Source organism: Microbacterium sp. NPDC089695, from assembly GCF_044749085.1.
Lineage (GTDB): Bacteria > Actinomycetota > Actinomycetes > Actinomycetales > Microbacteriaceae > Microbacterium.
Genome location: NZ_JBIVHG010000001.1, coordinates 1,523,142 through 1,541,137, shown reverse-complemented (window position 1 = coordinate 1,541,137; position 17,996 = coordinate 1,523,142). Strand labels below are relative to the sequence as shown.

Annotated in this window: 15 protein-coding genes and 1 tRNA gene; 3 read left to right on the top strand and 13 right to left on the bottom strand. The window is 69.0% G+C overall.

What is annotated here, in order from left to right; genetic code table 11:
* Positions 1-83: 83 nt before the first annotated feature.
* Positions 84-1,481 (top strand): rhamnulokinase family protein, encoded by a 1,398-nt coding sequence (locus ACIPYT_RS07480; RefSeq protein WP_401072164.1) that lies wholly within the window; start codon positions 84-86, stop codon positions 1,479-1,481.
* Between the two features lie 19 nt (positions 1,482-1,500).
* Here ACIPYT_RS07480 and ACIPYT_RS07475 read toward each other — a convergent pair whose 3' ends face one another.
* Positions 1,501-3,789, bottom strand: coding sequence for a glycoside hydrolase family 3 C-terminal domain-containing protein (locus tag ACIPYT_RS07475; protein ID WP_401072162.1), 2,289 nt, complete (start codon positions 3,787-3,789; stop codon positions 1,501-1,503).
* 92 nt (positions 3,790-3,881) lie between these two features.
* Between ACIPYT_RS07475 and ACIPYT_RS07470 the strand changes: the two genes are divergently transcribed.
* Positions 3,882-4,472: a TetR/AcrR family transcriptional regulator gene (locus tag ACIPYT_RS07470; protein WP_401072160.1), complete on the top strand. Its 591-nt coding sequence runs from the start codon at positions 3,882-3,884 to the stop codon at positions 4,470-4,472.
* 3 nt (positions 4,473-4,475) lie between these two features.
* Here ACIPYT_RS07470 and ACIPYT_RS07465 read toward each other — a convergent pair whose 3' ends face one another.
* From ACIPYT_RS07465 to serS, 9 genes are all read right to left on the bottom strand, one after another.
* Positions 4,476-5,423 carry a carbohydrate ABC transporter permease gene (locus tag ACIPYT_RS07465; RefSeq protein WP_401072158.1) on the bottom strand — a complete coding sequence of 316 codons (948 nt, stop codon included), beginning with the start codon at positions 5,421-5,423 and terminating at the stop codon, positions 4,476-4,478.
* Positions 5,420-6,385: a carbohydrate ABC transporter permease gene (locus ACIPYT_RS07460; protein ID WP_401072156.1), complete on the bottom strand. Its 966-nt coding sequence runs from the start codon at positions 6,383-6,385 to the stop codon at positions 5,420-5,422. The genes ACIPYT_RS07465 and ACIPYT_RS07460 overlap by 4 nt, the downstream gene beginning before the upstream one ends.
* Positions 6,386-6,388: 3 nt before the next feature.
* Positions 6,389-7,759 (bottom strand): ABC transporter substrate-binding protein, encoded by a 1,371-nt coding sequence (locus ACIPYT_RS07455; protein WP_401072154.1) that lies wholly within the window; start codon positions 7,757-7,759, stop codon positions 6,389-6,391.
* Positions 7,760-7,812: 53 nt separating this feature from the next.
* Positions 7,813-9,510, bottom strand: a complete 1,698-nt coding sequence (locus tag ACIPYT_RS07450) for an alpha-amylase family glycosyl hydrolase (protein WP_401072152.1) — start codon at positions 9,508-9,510, stop codon at positions 7,813-7,815.
* A 116-nt stretch (positions 9,511-9,626) separates the two neighbouring features.
* Positions 9,627-10,631, bottom strand: a complete 1,005-nt coding sequence (locus ACIPYT_RS07445) for a LacI family DNA-binding transcriptional regulator (protein ID WP_401072150.1) — start codon at positions 10,629-10,631, stop codon at positions 9,627-9,629.
* Positions 10,632-10,730: 99 nt separating this feature from the next.
* A complete protein-coding gene (locus ACIPYT_RS07440; protein WP_401072148.1) occupies positions 10,731-11,972 on the bottom strand; it encodes an LCP family protein in 1,242 nt (413 codons plus the stop codon).
* Positions 11,973-12,022: 50 nt separating this feature from the next.
* Positions 12,023-12,107 (bottom strand) — tRNA-Ser (locus ACIPYT_RS07435).
* 42 nt (positions 12,108-12,149) lie between these two features.
* A complete protein-coding gene (locus ACIPYT_RS07430) occupies positions 12,150-12,968 on the bottom strand; it encodes an HAD family hydrolase (RefSeq protein WP_401072146.1) in 819 nt (272 codons plus the stop codon).
* Complete coding sequence (serS, locus tag ACIPYT_RS07425) at positions 12,965-14,248, bottom strand: serine--tRNA ligase (protein ID WP_401072144.1); 1,284 nt, start codon at positions 14,246-14,248, stop codon at positions 12,965-12,967. The genes ACIPYT_RS07430 and serS overlap by 4 nt, the downstream gene beginning before the upstream one ends.
* A gap of 74 nt (positions 14,249-14,322) precedes the next feature.
* Here serS and ACIPYT_RS07420 point away from each other — a divergent pair, with 74 nt between their 5' ends.
* Positions 14,323-15,324 carry a diacylglycerol/lipid kinase family protein gene (locus tag ACIPYT_RS07420; RefSeq protein ID WP_401072142.1) on the top strand — a complete coding sequence of 334 codons (1,002 nt, stop codon included), beginning with the start codon at positions 14,323-14,325 and terminating at the stop codon, positions 15,322-15,324.
* A 36-nt stretch (positions 15,325-15,360) separates the two neighbouring features.
* Here the strand turns inward: ACIPYT_RS07420 and ACIPYT_RS07415 are convergent, their stop codons facing one another.
* From ACIPYT_RS07415 to ACIPYT_RS07405, 3 genes are all read right to left on the bottom strand, one after another.
* Positions 15,361-16,083, bottom strand: a complete 723-nt coding sequence (locus ACIPYT_RS07415) for a hypothetical protein (protein ID WP_401072140.1) — start codon at positions 16,081-16,083, stop codon at positions 15,361-15,363.
* A 56-nt stretch (positions 16,084-16,139) separates the two neighbouring features.
* The gene (gene cls / locus ACIPYT_RS07410) at positions 16,140-17,600 is read right to left on the bottom strand and encodes a cardiolipin synthase (RefSeq protein ID WP_401072138.1); all 1,461 of its coding nucleotides are present in this window, start codon (positions 17,598-17,600) and stop codon (positions 16,140-16,142) included.
* A gap of 91 nt (positions 17,601-17,691) precedes the next feature.
* The gene (locus ACIPYT_RS07405) at positions 17,692-17,865 is read right to left on the bottom strand and encodes a hypothetical protein (protein WP_401072136.1); all 174 of its coding nucleotides are present in this window, start codon (positions 17,863-17,865) and stop codon (positions 17,692-17,694) included.
* Between the last annotated feature and the right edge of the window lie 131 nt (positions 17,866-17,996).

Below are 17,996 nucleotides of genomic sequence, written 5' to 3'. Positions count from 1 at the left end.
GTCTCGCTGCGCTCGCTCAACGACCGGAGCCGGTCGTTGAGCGAGGAGCGCAGCGACGAGACGAAACGCGCCGGGGCCGCCGCGTGACGCTGCGGGCGGTCGCGGCCGTCGATCTCGGCGCGACGAGCGGCCGGGTCATGATCGGCCGCGTCGGCGAGGGCCGGCTCGACCTCGAGCTCGTCTCGCGGTTTCCGAACGGGCCTGTCGAGCGCGAGGACGGTCTGCACTGGGACTTCGACGCGCTGTACGAGCACGTCGTCGACGGCCTCGCCGAGGCCGTGCGCCGCGAGCCCGGGATCGAGAGCATCGGCATCGACTCATGGGCGGTCGACTACGGGCTCGTGCGCGACGGCATCCTGCTCGCCGATCCCTTCCACTACCGCGATACCCGCACCGGGCGAGGCGTCGACGAGGTGCACGGGATCGTTCCGTTCGCCGAGCTGTACCGCCGCACCGGCCTGCAGTTCCTTCCGTTCAACACCCTCTACCAGTACCGCGTGGACCCCGGTCTCGCGGAGGCGGACACCGCTCTGTTGATCCCCGACCTCATCGCCTGTCTCCTCACCGGAGTCATGGTCGCCGAACGGACGAACGCCTCGACCACCGGGCTCCTCGGGGTCGCGTCGGGGGCGTGGGATGCCGATCTTGCGGAACGCCTCGACATCCCGACGGCCGTGCTGCCGGCGCTCGTCGATCCCGGCACCGTGATCGGCATGCTGCGCCCGGAGCTCGCAGCGCGCGTCGGCGCGGAGATCCCCGTGGTCGCCGTGGGCTCGCACGACACGGCCTCGGCGGTGGTCGCGGTGCCGCTGTCGGCACCGACGTCGGCGTACATCTCGTGCGGGACCTGGGGCCTGGTCGGCGTCGAGCTGACCGAGCCGGTGCTGACGGACGCCGCACGCGAAGCCAACTTCACGCACGAGCTCGGTGTCGACGGACGCTTCCGCTTTCTCCACAACGTCACGGGTCTGTGGCTGCTGAGCGAAACGGTGCGGGCGTGGGAGGCAGAGGACGGCGCGGCGATCTCCCTCCCCGAGCTGCTGGCCGAGTCCGCTGCCGTCGATGTCGAGGTGCCGCTGTTCGATGCGAACGACGCGTCGCTCAGCGCGCCGGGCGACATGCCGAGGCGGATCGCCGCTCTCCTGGGCGACACCGCCCCGACGTCGCGTCCCGCCTTCGCGCGGTCGATCGTGGAGTCGATCGCAGCGGCGTTCGCCGCGGCGGTGCGCACGGCCTCGGAGCTGACCGGTCGCCCGATCGACAGCATCCACCTGGTAGGCGGAGGCTCACTCAATCGCCTTCTGTGCCAGGCCACCGCGGATCGCACGGGCCTTCCGGTGCTGGCAGGTCCGGTCGAGGCGACCGCGCTCGGCAACGTGCTCGTGCAGGCGCGCGCGCTCGGCGCCACTCCTGTCGCGCTCGAGGACCTTCGCGCTCTCGTCGCGACGACGCACGCACCGGTGCGCTACGACCCGCGCTGAGCGCTGAGCGCTGAGCCGATCAGCCCTGCGGCAGCACCCCCGCGTTCGCTCCGGCGAGCAGCTGCTCGACCTGCTCGTACGTGACGTCGACCCCCGGGAACCCGATCAGCCTTCCGATCGGGAACGACGCCATCATCTTCTGCATCGCCTCGTCGTTCGGCATCATCGACGCCGCCGACGAATCCGCCGCGCCGAGACTTCCGAGCAGCCCGCCGAGAGCCTGCATGACGATCGGACCCGCGACCGGATGCGCGACGACGTCGCCGATCGATGACTCCATCGTGAGCAGCAGCGCGACCGCGTCGCCCTCGATCGCGACCGTGACGGTGGAGCGGATGTCACGGCTCGATGCGGCCGCGTCGATCGCATACTCGCCACCCTCGACGATCCAGCGGTCGACGCGCACGTCCCAGTAGGCGAGGTCTTCTCGGCGGATGACGAGCTCGACCGTGCGGGTCTCCCCCGCAGCGAGCGCGACCGACGAGAACGCCTTGAGCTCGCGCGGCGCGCGCTGCACGGCCGAGCGCACCGGCGCCGCATAGACCTGCACGATCTCGCGGCCGTCGCGGTCACCGGTGTTCGTCACGTCCACGGACACCGCGATGCCACCGTCGCCGCGCACGGCAGCCGACGCCTCACCGTACGAGAAGCTCGTGTACGACAACCCGTGTCCGAACGGGAACGTCACGTCGAGGCCCTTGGCGTCGTACCAGCGATACCCCACGAGGATGCCTTCGCCGTAGCGCACGTGCCCGAACTCGCCGGGGAAGTTGCCGTACGACGGGTTGTCCTCGAGGCGCACGGGCACGGTCTCGGTGAGCTTGCCCGAGGGGTTCACGGCGCCGTACAGCACGTCGGCGATCGCACCGCCCCCCGCCTGTCCCAGCAGCCACGATTCGACGATCGCGGGCACCCGGTCGGCGAACGGCAGTGCCACGACCCCGCCGTTCGACAGCACGACGACGGTGTTCGGGTTCGCCGCGACGACGGCGTCGAGGAGCGCGAGCTGCACGGCGGGGAGGTCGATGTGATCGCGGTCGAAGCCCTCGGACTCCTCTGCGGCGGGAAGCCCCAGGAACACCACGGCGACGTCCGCGGCGGCAGCGGCCTCGACGGCCTCTGCCCGCAGTTCCTCGGCGGAGCGACCGGATGCCGCGATGGCGCCGCCGTCGACCGCGAAGCCGGGCGCGTATGTCACGCTGTCGCCACCCGCAGCGGTGATCTCGTCGAGCGCGACGTCGATCCTGGTCGGATTGATGAGCGAGGAGCCGGCTCCCTGGAATCGCGGTTCGATCGCGAAGGCGCCGATCACGGCGACGCGCTGCGCGGGCGTCAACGGCAGGATCGCTCCGTCGTTCTTCAGCAGCACGATCGATCGACCGGCGGCCTCGCGGGCGAGGGCGTGGTGGGCGTCCACGTCGAGGGGCCCGACGACCGCCGGGCGGTCTCCGGCCTTGCGGACGAGGTCGATCACGCGCGAGGACGCCGTGTCGAGCACGCTCTCGTCGAGCGCACCCGCGCGCACGGCGGCGACGAGCTGCACATCCGTCCGTCCACCCGATGAGGGCATCTCGAGGTCGAGCCCGGCGGCGACACCGGCGACGCGGTCGTTCACGGCACCCCAGTCGGAGACCACGAGCCCGTCGAAGCCCCACTCGTCGCGGAGCACCTGCGTCAGCAGCCACGGGTCCTCCGAGGCGTACACGCCGTTGATCCGGTTGTACGAGCACATCACGGTCCAGGGACGGGCCTCCGTCACGACATGTTCGAACCCGCGGAGGTAGATCTCATGCAGCGGCCGAGGGTCGACGTCCGAGCTCGCGCGCATCCGGTCGAACTCCTGGTTGTTCGCCGCGAAGTGCTTGAGCGAGGTGCCGACGCCCTGCGACTGCACGCCGCGCACGGAGGCGGCGCCGAGCACCCCCGAGACGATCGGGTCTTCGGAGTAGTACTCGAAGTTGCGCCCGCACAGCGGCGAGCGCTTGATGTTGATGCCCGGTCCGAGCACGACCGCGACGTCCTCGATCGCCGCCTCGACGCCGATCGCCGCGCCGACCCGCTCGATGAGTTCGGGGTCGAAGGACGATCCGATCCCGACGGCGGGCGGGAAGCATGTGGCGGGCACGCTGCTGGCGAGTCCGAGGTGGTCGGTGCCGCCCGCCTGCTTGCGCAGACCGTGCGGCCCGTCGGTCATCATGATCGACGGCAGTCCGATGCGATCGACCGCCTTCGTGGTCCAGAAGTCGGCGCCGCTCGTGAGCGCGGCCTTCTCGTCGAGGGTGAGATCGGATGCCGAGATGTCGGTCATGGGGGTCCTTTCGCAGTGACGGCGGTGTCCTGCGAAAACCATACGTCAGTCAGTATTGGAATTCAAACAGTGTTCAGGATTAGGGTCGAGGCATGGCACGACGAGGTTCGTACGCGAAGGGCGTCGCCCGCAGACAGGAGATCCTCGAGAGCGCGCTCGAGGTCATCGGGCGGGACGGGTACCAGAACGCCTCCTTGAAGCAGATCGCCGAGCGCGTGGGCGTCACCCCCGCAGCCCTGCTGCACTACTTCGGCTCGAAGGAGGAGCTGTTCACCGCCGTCCTCCGCACCCGCGACGCTCACGACGAGAGCGATGCCCGCATGCTCGATCCGATCTCCGCGAGAGCGGCCTTCCTCGACGTGATCCGGCACAACGCCGAGGTGCCGGGCGTCGTCGAGTTGTTCTCCCGCCTCGCGGTCGACGCGGCCGACCCCGATCACCCGGCGCACGACTACTTCCTGGAACGCAGCGAACGTCTCCGCGCGAGCATCGCGGAGACGTTCGACCACGGGGGCGCCGCACGGGCGGCTCTCGATCCCGACACGCTCGCGCGCGTCGTCCAGGCGGTGTCCGACGGCCTGCAGCTGCAGTGGATGGTCGACCCGACGGTCGACATGCCCGGCATCATCGAGGCGCTGCTCGACGCGCTCGCTCCGGCGAGCGCTTCGGACACGCGTCCCTGACGGTCACCCCTTCACGGCGCCTCCGAGTCCGGCCGACCGCAGGAAGACCGACTGGAACAGCAGGAACATCGCGATCGGGATGAGCGTCGCGATCGCGAGCGCCGCGAGGAACACGTCGAGCTCGGTCTGGGACTGCACGGCCGGCAGCCTGACCGAGAGCGGCTGCACGGCAGGATCCGGCAGCACGAGCATGGGCCAGAGGTAGTCCTTCCAGGCCGCGATGATCGCGAAGACCGACACCACCCCGAGGATCGGCTTCGACATCGGCAGCACGATCGACCAGAAGAGGCGGAAGGGACCGGCGCCGTCCGTGCGCGCCGCTTCGAAGACCTCCCGCGGCAGGCCGTCGAAGAACCTCTTGACGAGCAGGATGTTGAAGGCGTTCGCGCCCATCGGCAGCCACACCGCGAGGTAGGTGTTGAGCAGGCTCACCTCGCCCAGCAGCGTCGGGTTCACGATCGTGAGATACAGCGGCACCAGCAGCACGATCCCCGGGATGAACAGCGTCGCGAGCACGAGCGCGTTCAGGATCGGCGCATAGGCCGGGCGCAGCACCGACAGCGCATACCCCGCGGTGGTCGCGACGAGCAGCTGCACGAACCACGCACCCACGGCGATGATCACCGTGTTCAGGAAGTACTGGTCGATGTGGATGTCGTTCCACGCCGTCGACAGGTTCGCCCAGTCGATGCCGTTCGGCCACAGAGCAAACGGCTGCTGCAGCGTGTCCTGGGTCGGGGTGACGGCGGACTTCGCCAGCCACAGGATCGGCCCGAGACCTGCGACCACGAGCGCCACCGTCAGGAACACGTGTGTGAGCGACATCCCGAATCGGATGCCGGGGCGCCGCCGCTCCGATGCCGAGACGACCGTGCGGTCGCCCGTGCTGTCGGCGGCCCGCTCGGCGGCCCGTTCCGCGGCGCGGGTCGAGACCCGGCTGATCAGCGTCATGTCGTGCTCCATCGGTTCGTGAGGCGGAAGTACAGCCACGACAGCAGCGCCAACACGATCGCGAGCAGCACCGACACGGCGGTGGCCTCGCCGTAATCGCCGCCGAGACTGTTGCGGAACGCCTTGTCGTAGATGTACAGCAGCACGGTCTTCGTGGCCCCCGCCGGCCCGCCGCCCGTGAACAGGAACGGTTCGAGGAACACCTGCGCGGTCGCGATTACCTGCAGGATCAGCATGATGAAGAGGATGCCGCGCAACTGCGGCAGCGTGACGTGCCAGATCTTCTTCCAGATCCCCGCTCCATCGACCTCGGCCGCGTCGTACAGCTCAGGCGGGACCCCGAGGAGTGCCGCGAGGTAGATGATGATCGATCCTCCGGCGCCGGCCCAGGTGGCCTCGAGGACGAGCGAAGGCATGGCCTGCACCGCATCCTGGATCCACGGCTGCGGCGGGATGCCGACCCAGCCGAGCACGGTGTTGAAGACGCCGGACGGGTCGGCGCTGTAGAAGAACTTCCACAGCAGCACCGCGACGACGGGCGGGATGACGACCGGCAGGTACGCGAGCGCGGAGTAGACGCCCTTGCCGCGACGCACCTCGCTCATCAGCACGGCCATGAGCAGCGGCAGCGGGAAGCCGAACAGCAGAGCGAGCACCGCGAACCACAGGGTGTTCAGCACCGCCCGCCCGAGCTCGGGATCGCCGATCACCGCGGCGTAGTTGTCGAGGCCGACCCACTCCGACACGATCAGATTCGTCTTCTGCAGGCTCATCAGCACCGACTGCACGATCGGCGACCAGGAGAAGAACACGAACACGAACAGCATCGGCAGCAGGAACAGCAGGTTCGCGAGCCCGCCGCCGCGGTACCAGGTGCGGGGAGAGCGCCGCCGGGCGGGGCGCACAGCGGGCGGCGGAGAGGTCTCCACCGCCGCCCGCTGCTCAGGAAGTGTCACCGTCATGGATCACTCGTCGAGCTTCGCCTGCGCATCGGTCTGCACCTGGGCGAGCAACGCGTCGATGTCGGCGTTCTGATCGGTGAGCACGGTCTGCACCACGGCGTCGAGCAGCGCGTACACCTCCTGCGTCTTGACCTTCGGCTCGCCCACCGGCGTCTGGTCCCAGATGCGGTCGCTGAAGGGCTTCATCTGCTCGACCGGCACGTTGATGTAGTCGGCGATCCACTGCTGCGACTCGTCGTACAGCTCCCGGCTCAGCACCGGCAGCAGCGGCGTGCCGACGGCCTGCCCCGACTCGTCGAGCGTCTTCGCGTCGAGCACCGCGGCATCCTCGTCCATGAGCTTCTGCATGTAGTACCAGTCGATCCACTCGACGCCGGCGGCCTTGGTCTTCTCGTCGATCGTCGGGCTCATCACCGCGATGTCCCCGCCGCCGAGCGTGCCGGGGTCGTCGCCCTCCATCGGCACGACCGTCATGCCGTAGATCGACGAGTCCATGCCGAAGTCGCGCACGAGAGCCGTGTAGATGTCGGAGCCGGAGGTGTACATGCCGATGTTCCCAGCCGCGAACTCCTGGTTGATCGATCCCCAGTCGAGGTCGACCTTCGATCCGAACGAGCCGTCCTCCCACTTCACGTCGTGCAGGAACTGCAGCGCGGCCTTCGTGGCGTCGTTGTCGATCGTCGACTCGGCCGTCCCGTCGCCGTTGTCGGTCTGGGTGCGGCCGCCGCGGGCGACGGTCTGCGACGTGAGCTGCCAGCCGCCGGTGTTGTTGATGGCCATCTGCGCGTAGCCGGCCTTGCCCGTGGCATCCGTGATCTTCTTCGCGGCCTCGCGGATCTCGTCCCAGGTCTCCGGCGGGCTGTCCGGGTCGAGTCCGGCCTGCTCGAACAGGTCGCGGTTGTAGTGCAGAGCCGCCGCGTAGGCCTGTCGCGGGAAGCCGTAGATCTTGCCGTCGTCACCCGTGACACCCTCGAGGATGATGGGGTTGAACTTGTCGGTGTAGCCCAGCTCGTCGATCGCGTCGGTGACGTCCATGAGCTGGCCGTTCTCGAGCAGCGTCTTCGAGTCGGTGAACGGCACGGTGAAGACATCGGGGAGGCTGCCGCCCGCGAGCTGCACGGCGAACGTGGGCCCCTCCCATTCGTATTCGACGCCGACCACGTCGATGTCGGGATGCTCCTTCTCGAACTGCTTCTCCTGAGCGGCGAACGCCTCGTACGCGGCGGCATCGGCGCCGGGAGGGAACGTCGCGACGCGCAGCTCGGTGCGGCCGTCGGCGCTCCCCTCTCCGCCGCTCGCGCTGCAGCCGGCGAGCGCGGTGACCGTCGCGATCGCGGCGACGCCGGCGACCAGGACTCTCTTCGGTGACTTCATCGTCTGTCCTTCTCTGTGTGTGGTGCGGGTGTGTGTGGTGCAGGTGTGTGGACTCAGGCGCCGCGACGGAGCTCGGACCCGGGCCGCACCGTGAGCCAGGCCGTGGTGTCGGGCGGCAGCAGGGCGTCGATCGGCGCGCTGGCGAGGATCACGCCGTGGTGCGCCGGCAGCGGCACCGCGGTCGATCCGAGGTTGGTGACGCTCAGCGTGCCGTCGCCGCGACGGAACGCGAGCACGTCGGCGCCGAGCTCGAGCCACTCGAACCCTCCGTCGACGAGGTCAGGTGTGTCGCGGCGGAGCGCGATCGACTCCCGGTAGAGGTGCAGCGTCGACGCGGGGTCGTGCTCCTGCACCTCGACCGACAGCGACGCCCAGTCGGCGGGCTGCGGAAGCCAGGGGGCGCCGCCGAATCCGTAGGGGGTCGCGTCGCCGCTCCAGGGCAGCGGCACCCGGCATCCGTCCCGTCCGGGGTCGACGCCGCCGGAGCGGAAGTGCATCGGATCGTCGATCACCTCGCGCGGGAGCTCGACCTCCGGCAGACCGAGCTCGTCGCCCTGGTAGATGTACAGGCTGCCCGGCAGCGCGGCGATCAGGAGCGCGGCGGCACGTGCGCGGCGGAGTCCCCGCTCGACGTCGGTGGGGGTGCCGAACCTCTTGCGGTCGAACGCGAACGACGAGTCGGCGCGACCGTACCGCGTGACCGGGCGCGTGACGTCGTGGTTCGACAGCACCCAGGTGGCGGGGGCGCCGACCGGGGCGTGCTCGGCGAGCGTGCGCGTGATCGACGATCGCATCGCCGCGGCGCTCCACGGCTGGGTCATGAAGCCGAAGTTGAAGGCGGTGTGCATCTCGCCGGGGCGCAGGTAGCGGGCGAAGCGCTCGGCGTCGTCGAGCCAGACCTCGCCGACCAGCACCCTCTCGCCCTCGTACTCGTCGGCGACGGCGCGCCATTCGCGGTAGATCTCGTGCAGCTCGTCGCGGTCGATGTGGGGATGCTCGCGCGTCGTCGCCGAGGCAGGTGGGAGATCGGGCAGCGTCGGGTCCTTGACGGGCAGGGCGGCCGAGTCGATGCGCACGCCCGCGACGCCGCGGTCGAACCAGAACCGGAGGATCTCCTCGTGCTCCCTGCGCACGTCGGGGTGGTTCCAGTTGAGGTCGGGCTGCTCGGGCGTGAAGAGGTGCAGGTACCACTCGCCCGGTGCGCCGTCGTCACCGCGGGTGCGCGTCCACGTCTCGCCCTGGAAGCTCGACACCCAGTCGGTCGGCATCGCATCGCCCTGCGGGCCGCGCCCGGGGTGGAACCAGAACCGCTCGCGGGCGGCGCTCCCCGGTCCCGCGGCGAGCGCCTCGCGGAACCACGGATGCCGGTCGGACACGTGGTTCGGAACGATGTCGACGATCGTGCGGATGCCGTGCTCCAGCGCCTCGGCGATCAGCCGCTCCGCCTCGGCGAGCGTGCCGAACCGCGGATCGATCTCGCGATAGTCCTCCACGTCGTAGCCGCCGTCGGCCAGCGGGCTGCGGTACCACGGGGTGAACCAGATCGCGTCGACACCGAGGTCGCGGAGGTACGGCAGTCGCGCGCGCACCCCGGCGAGATCACCGATGCCGTCGCCGTTGCCGTCGGCGAAGCTGCGCACGTAGACCTGGTAGATCACGGCTGTGCGCCACCATCCCTCGTCGACGGGCGGGTGCACGGTGTGCGCGGGAGCGGACTGGCGCAGAACCTCGGTGTCCACAGAACTCCTCATCGGTGAAGGGATGAGAAGAATGTAGCTTTTCCGAACGATTGATGCAAGAAGTTAATTTTTATACGTAAATTTCTGATTCGCAGAAGCGTGCAGAAGAACCGTCCGGAGGCGCAGGATCAGGCGGCCGGACCGGTGGAGGAGCGCAGCACGAGTTCGGGTTCGAAGAGCAGCTCGTCCCCGACCGGCGCCGTGCCGGCGATCTGCGCGAGCAGCAGTTCGATCACCGCACGGCCCATCGATTCGATCGGCTGACGCACGGTGGTGAGAGGCGGGTCGACGCAGCTCATCAGGGCGGAGTCGTCGAAGCCGACGACGCTGACGTCGGCCGGCACGGCCAGACCGCCGCGACGAGCCGCGCGCACCGCACCCAGCGCCATCGGGTCGCTCGCGCACACGATCGCGGTCGCCCCCGCCGCGATCAGGCGGGCGGCTCCCGCCTGGCCGGATTCCAGCGAGTACATGCCGCGGACGACCAGGTCGTCGCGCAGGGGCGATCCCAGCCGCTCCAGCAGTCGCCGTGCCGCATCGAGCTTGCGCTGCGACGGCACGTGGTCCTCGGGACCCAGCAGCAGGCCGATGCGTCGATGCCCCAGCTGATGCACGTGCAGCACGGCCTGCTCGGCCGCAGCCGCATCGTCGGTCGACACCGTGGCGAAGCGCAGCTGCGGCACCCTGGCGTTGACCAGCACGGTCGGCAGGTTCACCTGCCGGAGTCTCTCGTAGTGCGTGTGCGTCGCGTCGGCCTGGGTGTAATTGCCGCCGAGGAAGATCACCCCCGACACCTGCTGCGCCAGGAGCAGGTCGACGTAGTCGGATTCGGTGACGCCTCCCGCGTTCTGCGTGCACAGGAGCGGTGTATACCCGTTCTGGGTCAGCGCTCCGCCGACGATCTCAGCGAAGGCCGGGAAGATGGGGTTCTGCAGCTCGGGGAGAACCAGCCCGACCAGTCGAGCGCGCTCGCCCCGCAGCTTCGTCGGCCGCTCGTACCCGAGTACGTCGAGGGCCGTGAGCACGGCCTGCCTCGTCGCCTCCGAGACGCCCGGTTTGCCGTTGAGGACGCGGCTGACCGTGGCCTCACTGACCCCGACCTTGCGGGCGACCTCCGCCAGACGCTTCGACATGGAGGAAAGTGTACGCAAGATCTTGCGTGACGGTGACGGCCGGGAACGCAAGAACCGCTCACCCCGATGGGGAGAGCGGTTCTTGAAAGGTGGTGCGGATCAGCGCACGTTGCCGTTGGAGCAGGTCTGCTGCGCGGCGGAGTTGCCCTTGATCGAGTCGGGCAGCGCGACGACCGTGGTCGGGTCCGCCGAGGCGTCGGGGGCGGGGGTGGCGTCGTCTGTCGCGGGCGTCGGTTCGCTCACGACGACCCCGTCGTTCGAGGTGTTCTCATGAGTGACCTGCAGCTGCGCGTTCTGGTTGATCGCATCCCACATGGTCTGCGCCGCACTCTTGTTCGCGACGACCTTGTTGGGGTTGTCGGAATCGGTCACGGTCGGGTACTGCAGGAAGACGATGTCCTCGAACGGAACGTCCTTCACAGCGAGGGCGATCTGCACGATCTTCATGGGGTCGGCGAGCGAGGTGCTGGCCTCGACGTTGCTGAGCCCCGTGTTGGCCAGTCTCAGCATGATCGGCACGTTGCCGAGGATCTCACCGCTGATGAGCTTGCGCACCATGCTCGACATGTACTGCTGCTGGTTGCCGATCCGGCCGAGGTCGCTGCCGTCGCCGACGCCGTGACGCGTGCGGAGGAACTGCAGCGCCTGGAGGCCCTTGACCGTGTGCGTGCCCGCCGCCAGGTCGAGGCCCGTGTAGCGGTCCTTGATCGGCGTCGCGAGGCACACGTCGACGCCACCGATGGAGTTGGTGATCTCGATCACGCCGCCGAAGGTGACGGATGCCGCGAACTGGATCTCCTGATCGGTGAGTTCGGAGATCGTCTTCGCGACGCAGTTGAGGCCGCCGTCGGTGTACGAGGTGTTGAGCGGCTGCTTGCTCATGGCCGAGTTCACGTTGCCCTCGGCGTCCTCGCACTCCGGGATCGCGAGCATGAGGTCGCGCGGGAAGCTGACGACCGTGATGCGCCGCGGTTCCTCCGATACGTGCACGAGCAGGTTCACGTCGTTGAGCGTGCCTTCGGAGTCGGAGCCGGTGCAGCGGTCGCCGAAGTACTCCGCATAGTCCTCCTCGCACGTGTCGACGCCCGTGAGCAGGAGGTTGAAGCCGCCCTCGTACTCGCTGATGTCGGGAGGCAGCGCTTCGGTGCCCTCGAGCTCGACGGCATTCGCGGTGACGGTGCTCGACAGGTCGTAGACGACGTATGCTGCGACGCCGACGCCGCTGACCAGGACGACGGCGAGACCGATCGCGATGAACTTGAGGAGCTGGCTGACGGCACCCGGGGTGCGCTGCTGACCGTGACGTGCGAGGGTACGACGGCGTCGGGTGCTGGGACTCACTCGGGGCCTTTCGGTTCAGCGTCGCGGTGCGCGGACACCGGTCTCGGAAGCGGAGGGTGTGGGATTCGAACCCACGAGACATCTCTGCCCACTGGTTTTCAAGACCAGCTCCATCGGCCGCTCGGACAACCCTCCCGACGGACGAATCCGTCGACAAGCCGTGAGTCTAGCCGAGTTCTATTCTCCCGCGTTGACCTGGGCAGGTGCTGGAAGCGTGTTCAGCGCGTCGGCGAGACCGCCGTCGACCACGTCGCCCGTGATCTCGCCCGCTGCATCCACGACCTCGCTCGGCGCCTGACCCATCGCCACGGCGCGTCCGCCGATCCCCCGAGCCCACTCGAACATCCCGATGTCGTTGCGGCCGTCGCCGGCGACCAGCACCTGTGGCCCCTCGACACCGAGCTCGGCGCGCACGCGCTCCAGAGCCGTCCCCTTGTCGACGCCCTGGGGCGCGATGTCGAGCCATGCGGTCCAGCCGATCGCGTACGAGACCTCGTTGAGCCCGGCGTCGGAGACGAGACGGTGGAAGTCCTCCTCGTCGTGCCCCGGCGACACCACGACGACGCGCGACACGGGCTCGGCGACGAGTTCGTCGAAGTCGACCTGGCGTCCCCCGTCGAGCGTCCAGTCGTCGAGGTGCTCGGTGTACAGGCGCTGTCCTGACCCGAGCTCCACCATGTATCGGGCCTCGGGGAGCCGCGCGCGCAGCAGCGCCAGCACGGGCGTCGCATCGAACGTCTCGATGTGCCAGCGCTCCCAGCCGTCGTCCGTGCGGCGCATCGTGACGGCGCCGTTCGAGCAGACGACGTAGTCGGGGGTGAGCCCCAGGAGTTCCACGTAGCGCTGCGTCGCCGACCAGCTCCGCCCCGTCGCGATCGTGACCTCATGGCCCGCGTCGCGAAGCCGCGCGACGGCCTCGGGCACACCGGGGCTCATCGTCTCGTCCTGCAGGAGGATCGTGCCGTCGACGTCGAGGCCGATGAGCCAGGGGGTCATGCCGCGGGCTCCAGCACCTCGAGACCGCCCAGGTACGGGCGCAGCACCTCGGGTACGCGCACCGACCCGTCGGCCTGCTGGTGTGTCTCGAGCAACGCCACGATCCACCGCGTCGTCGCGAGCGTGCCGTTGAGCGTGGCGACCGGCTGCGTCTTCGCCGTCTGGCCGTCGACCGCCTCCGGACGATGCCGCACGTCGAGCCGTCGCGCCTGATAGGTCGTGCAGTTCGAGGTCGAGGTGAGCTCGCGGAACGCGCCCTGCGTGGGCACCCACGCCTCGATGTCGTATTTGCGCGCCGCGCTGGAGCCGAGATCACCGGCCGCCACGTCGATCACGCGGTAGGAGAGGCCGAGTGACGTCAGCATCTCCTCCTGCAGCGCCACGAGACGCAGGTGCTCGGCCTCGGCATCCTCCGGTGTCGTGTAGACGAACATCTCGAGCTTGTTGAACTGGTGCACGCGGATGATGCCGCGGGTGTCCTTGCCGTGCGAGCCGGCTTCCCGGCGATAGCACGTCGACCATCCCGCGTAGCGCAGCGCGCCCTGCGCGAGGTCGACGATCTCGTCCTTGTGATACCCGGCGAGCGCGACCTCGCTCGTGCCGACGAGGTACAGGTCGTCGTCCTTGTCGAGGTGGTAGACCTCGTCGGCGTGCTCGCCGAGGAAGCCGGTGCCCTGCATGATCTCGGGGCGCACGAGTGTCGGGGTGATGAGCGGCACGAAGCCGTTCTGCAGGGCCTTGTCGAGCGCGAGGTTCATGAGCGCGATCTCGAGGCGCGCCCCGATCCCGCGGAGGAAGTAGAACCGGGCGCCCGACACCTTCGCACCGCGTTCCATATCGATCGCACCGAGGATCTCCCCGATCTCCAGGTGATCGCGCGGCTCGAAGTCGAACGCGGGCACCTCGCCCACGCGACGCAGCTCGACGAAGTCGGCCTCGCCTCCGGCGGGCACGCCGTCGATCACGACGTTCTCGATGCGGGCGAGGGCCTGCGCCGCCTTCTCGGATGCCTCGTTCGATGCCTGTTGCGCCTGCTTGACGCGGTCGGCGAGGTCCTTGACCTGCGCGACGAGCGCGGCCTTCCCCTCCTTGGGCGCCTTCGCGACCTGCTTGCCGAACGCGTTCTGCTCGGCCCGGAGCTCCTCGAAGGCGGCGAGCGCCGCCCGGCGCGATCGGTCCGCCTCGATCGCCTCGTCGACGGTGCCCTGGTCATTGCCGCGGGCGACCTGTGAACGGCGGACGATCTCCGGATTGTCGCGGAGGAGTGCGAGGTCGATCATGCCCCAAGTCTATGCGTCGTCCCCCCTGTCTCCGGTGGCCCGGAGCCGCTCGCGGGCGGGGTTAGAGTAGCGCCATGACGAAGAGCGCCCCCGCCCGACGCCAGGCGGCTCTCGTCTACAACCCCATCAAGGTCGACGAGAAGAACCTCCGCGCGCGCGTGCGCACGCTCTCGATGGAGGCCGGGTGGGAGCATCCGGCGTTCTACACGACCACGATCGAGGATGCGGGACAGCGGGCCACGGCGCAGGCCCTCGAGCGAGGTGTCGACGTCGTGCTCGTGGCGGGTGGGGACGGCACCGTACGCGCGGTGTCTGAGGCTATCGCGAACACCGGAGTGCCGCTGGCCATCCTGCCGAGCGGTACCGGGAACCTCCTCGCTCGCAACCTCGGCCTGCCGTTGACCGGTCCCGACGAGATGATCCGTGCTGCGCTGGGCGACTTCCGGCACGCGATCGACATCGGATGGGCACGACTCACCCGCGCCGACGGCGACGACGAGGAGGAGCACGCCTTCGTGGTGCTCGCCGGGATCGGACTCGACGCCGACATGATCGCGAACACCCGCCCCGACCTGAAGCGGTCGGTGGGCTGGATCGCCTACGTCGACGGCGCGGCGCGCTCACTCGTGACGGCGGAGCCCTTCCGCGCCGTGTTCCAGATCGACGACGGACGCCTGCACACGACCAAGGTGCACAGCATCCTCTTCGCGAACTGCGGCACGCTGCCGGCGGGCATCGCGCTCATCCCCGACGCCTCGATCACGGATGCGACGCTCGACGTCGCTGTCATCCAGCCGACCGGCGTGCTGGGGTGGCTCGGCGTGTGGCGCAAGATCTGGTGGGACAACTCGGTGCTGCGCCGATTCCGTGCGGGGCGGCGCGTGCTCGACCGACGCGGCAAGGACGCGTCGGTGCACTACTTCCGCGGCACGGCGGCGGAGGCCGCGGCGCCGTCGCCGATCCCGATCGAGCTCGACGGCGACGAGTTCGGCGCCGCCGTGCGCATCACGTGCCGCATCGACCCGTCGGCTCTCGTGCTCGCGCTGCCGCCGGGGCATCCGGTCACGACGCTCTGAGACGGATGCGGTCGTTCGGCCGCGCGGCAGTCGGACTCAGCCCCGGATCTCGACCGTGCCGTCGAGCGCGTCCCCGACGAGCGTGAGCGTGGTGGCGTCGTCGTCGACCGCGTCATCGCCGAAGGCGAGGAGCGTCACGCGCGGCGCCATGTCCATGGTGCACATGCGGGTGTCGTCGGTGACGAACGTCGCGGTCAGGGTCGCCGCGTCGAGGCTCTCCACGATCGGTGCGCAGCTCGACGACCCCCAGGTGAGGAGCACGAGTGTGCCGTCGTCGACCCATCCGGCCGACGGCAGGTACTCGGTCGACGACCCCGGAGTCCCCGTGGCCTCAGGGTCGCCGTCGAGGTCGACGACGTCGCTCAGATCGCCGTAGGTGACCTGCAGCGTGATGTCCTGGGTCGGGTCCACGCCGTCCGGCAGCGCGCCCACGCTCGCGCGCTGCTGCATATCGGCCGTGCAGACGGCATCCGCGTCGACGTCGACCAGGGAGACGGAGACCGTCTGACCGTTCGCGGTGACCTCGTCGACCTGCGGCACGCATGTCGACGATCCCCAGGTGACGACAGCGAACATCCGGCCGTCGTCGAGCAGCGCGCCCTCCATGTCGTCCATGTCGTCGCCGTCCACGGCTCCGGCCGACGACCCGGGACTGCTCGTCGGCGTCGACGACCCGGGAGCGTCCGACGCGCATCCGGCGAACAGGAGCGCAGCGGCGAGCAACGAGAGCGCGGTGACGGCACGCGACGAGGAGGTCATGCCCTCAGGGTACCGGCCCTGATATTCCGCGGCGAGGGCCTCGGCTGTGAGTCCGCCTACTGCAGCGCCGACGTCAGGCGCGCGAGGTTGTCGAGGACTGTCGAGCGCAGGGGCTGGCGCATCCACTCGTCCAGCGTGAGCTCGCGGCTGAGGGAGCGGTACTCGTCCTCCACCTCTCGCATCTCCGACACGAACTCCTCGCCGCGCACGAGCATCGACACCTCGAGGTTGAGGCCGAACGAGCGCATGTCCATGTTGCTCGAGCCGATCACCGCCACCTGGTCGTCGATCGTGAGGCTCTTGGTGTGCAGGATGTACGGCTTGCGGTACATCCAGATGCGCACGCCCGCCTTGAGCAGCACCTCGTAGTAGCTGCGCTGCGCGTGGTAGACCATGGCCTGGTCACCCTCTTCGGAGACGAAGAGCTCGACGTCGACACCGCGGTCGACGGCCGCCGTGACGGCGAGCAGCAGCGCCTCGTCCGGCACGAAGTACGGGCTGACGATCATGATCTTGTGCTTCGCGGCATAGAGCAGGCCGAGGAACAGACGGAGGTTGTTCTCGACCTCGAACCCGGGCCCGGACGGCACGATCTGGCAGTCGAGGTCTCCGGAGCCGGTCTCGGCGTGCGAGATGTCGATCTCCTGCAGCACCTCGTCGGTCTCGCTGTACCAGTCGCTGAGGAAGATCGCGTTGACGCTGAGCACGACCGGGCCGTCGACCCGGACCATCAGGTCGACCCAGTGCAGGCCGCGCTTGATGTTCTTCGGCAGGTTGTAGGTCGAATCGGTGATGTTCTGCGATCCGACGAACGCGACCTTTCCGTCGACCACCAGGAGCTTGCGGTGGTTGCGGAGATCGGGGCGCTGCATGCGGCCCTTGAGCGGCTGCACCGGCAGCATGAGGTGCCAGTCGGCTCCCATGCGGTTGAGGCGCGCGATCGTCGAGCGGTACTTCGGCTTCCAGCGGTTGGCCCAGTGATCCAGCAGCACGCGCACGTGGACTCCGCGCGCCGCGACCTCTTCCAGCGCACGGAAGAAATTGTCGGTCGACGAGTCCGACTGCAGGATGTAGAACTCGACGTGCACGTAGTCCTGTGCGCCGCGGATGGCCTCGGCCATCGCGTCGAGCGACTCCTGATAGCCGCTGATGAGGTGCGCACCGTTGTCGCCCGAGATGGGAAGGGCGCCCAGCCGGTGGTTCATCTCGACCAGCGGGGGGAACCAGCTCGGCGCGTGCGGTCGCAGTGTGCCGAAGTGCAGGTGCTCGCTGGTCTCGGCGATGTACTCGTTGATCTGGTCCTGCTTGCGTCGCCGCGCACGCGGCAGTCGCGGGTTCCCGATGAGGAGGAACAGGAACACGCCGACGAACGGGATGAAGAACACCGCGAGCAGCCAGGCCATCGCGGCGGTGGGCTTGCGATTGCGCGGGATGACGATGATCGCCGTGATGCGGATCGAGAGGTCGAGCACCAGGAGGAAACCGGTGATCCACCACCCCCAGGTCTCCGTCGTCATCGTCTCCCTCTCGGTAGGCGGCGGCGATCGCCGGAGGCCGAGACGCGCCCCGGCAGCTTGGCTACACAGTAGCCGATGGGTCGGACGTCGCTCAGGAGCGCGGCGGCAGGCCGCGAGCTGCCCGCTCCTCGGCCTCGATGCGAGCGTGCACCTTGCGCTCCGTGCGATCGAAGCGCAGGATGCTCCGGATCACGAAGAAGAACACGGCGCTCACGCCGATGGTCGGAAGGATCGACCAGGCGACAGCGAGCCAGAAGTTCTCCATGTTCCCATGGTACGCGAGGCACTGCTCCTCCACATTCAGGCGCCTTCGCGGATCGGGCGGGTTCCCCTGTGGACGAGCCCCGCGGCGGCGTCGGCGCCGACACACTCTCGACATGACAACCGTTCTCCACG

Coding starts and splice junctions, on each gene's coding strand:
- ACIPYT_RS07475 (WP_401072162.1), bottom strand. CDS start 3,789: ATGACCGACATCTCGGCATCCGATCTCACCCTCGACGAGAAGGCCGCG.
- ACIPYT_RS07470 (WP_401072160.1), top strand. CDS start 3,882: ATGGCACGACGAGGTTCGTACGCGAAGGGCGTCGCCCGCAGACAGGAG.
- ACIPYT_RS07465 (WP_401072158.1), bottom strand. CDS start 5,423: ATGACGCTGATCAGCCGGGTCTCGACCCGCGCCGCGGAACGGGCCGCC.
- ACIPYT_RS07460 (WP_401072156.1), bottom strand. CDS start 6,385: ATGACGGTGACACTTCCTGAGCAGCGGGCGGCGGTGGAGACCTCTCCG.
- ACIPYT_RS07455 (WP_401072154.1), bottom strand. CDS start 7,759: ATGAAGTCACCGAAGAGAGTCCTGGTCGCCGGCGTCGCCGCGATCGCG.
- ACIPYT_RS07450 (WP_401072152.1), bottom strand. CDS start 9,510: ATGAGGAGTTCTGTGGACACCGAGGTTCTGCGCCAGTCCGCTCCCGCG.
- ACIPYT_RS07445 (WP_401072150.1), bottom strand. CDS start 10,631: ATGTCGAAGCGTCTGGCGGAGGTCGCCCGCAAGGTCGGGGTCAGTGAG.
- ACIPYT_RS07430 (WP_401072146.1), bottom strand. CDS start 12,968: ATGACCCCCTGGCTCATCGGCCTCGACGTCGACGGCACGATCCTCCTG.
- serS (WP_401072144.1), bottom strand. CDS start 14,248: ATGATCGACCTCGCACTCCTCCGCGACAATCCGGAGATCGTCCGCCGT.
- ACIPYT_RS07420 (WP_401072142.1), top strand. CDS start 14,323: ATGACGAAGAGCGCCCCCGCCCGACGCCAGGCGGCTCTCGTCTACAAC.
- ACIPYT_RS07415 (WP_401072140.1), bottom strand. CDS start 16,083: ATGACCTCCTCGTCGCGTGCCGTCACCGCGCTCTCGTTGCTCGCCGCT.
- cls (WP_401072138.1), bottom strand. CDS start 17,600: ATGACGACGGAGACCTGGGGGTGGTGGATCACCGGTTTCCTCCTGGTG.
- ACIPYT_RS07405 (WP_401072136.1), bottom strand. CDS start 17,865: ATGGAGAACTTCTGGCTCGCTGTCGCCTGGTCGATCCTTCCGACCATC.